At 51.3% G+C, this 273-nt stretch carries 1 pseudogene; it reads right to left on the bottom strand.

Features of this window, described 5'->3' with window-relative positions:
* Window positions 1–175, bottom strand: a pseudogene (locus PPOP_RS21435) (IS66 family transposase); the annotation flags it as partial.
* Window positions 176–273: the final 98 nt, after the last annotated feature.

The raw sequence follows: 273 nt of genomic DNA, 5'->3' as shown, positions 1-273 counted from the left end.
TTTTACGTCCGATCACAAACGGCTTGATCGAACGTTCCCCCCGATTGTTGTCCAGCTCTAGCCGACCGTCCTTCATAAACGCCGTCAGCTTGTCTCACTGGTTCAGGCTGTAGCCAATCGCTTGTCCCAGCAAGCTCTTGGGCATCGTCCGGGATTTCTGCTGGCACAGCCAGGCATAGTGTGAAAATCGGATGTAAAATACCCAATATCATCGGTTGAAAATTGCCCACTTACAACCGACATACTCTCCGGAGGGAGAGAGTCGAGATTGGT

This window comes from Paenibacillus popilliae ATCC 14706, from assembly GCF_000315235.1.
Lineage (GTDB): Bacteria > Bacillota > Bacilli > Paenibacillales > Paenibacillaceae > Paenibacillus_B > Paenibacillus_B popilliae.
The sequence above is the reverse complement of the archived record's forward strand: the minus strand, read 5'-3'. Positions and strand labels throughout refer to the sequence as shown.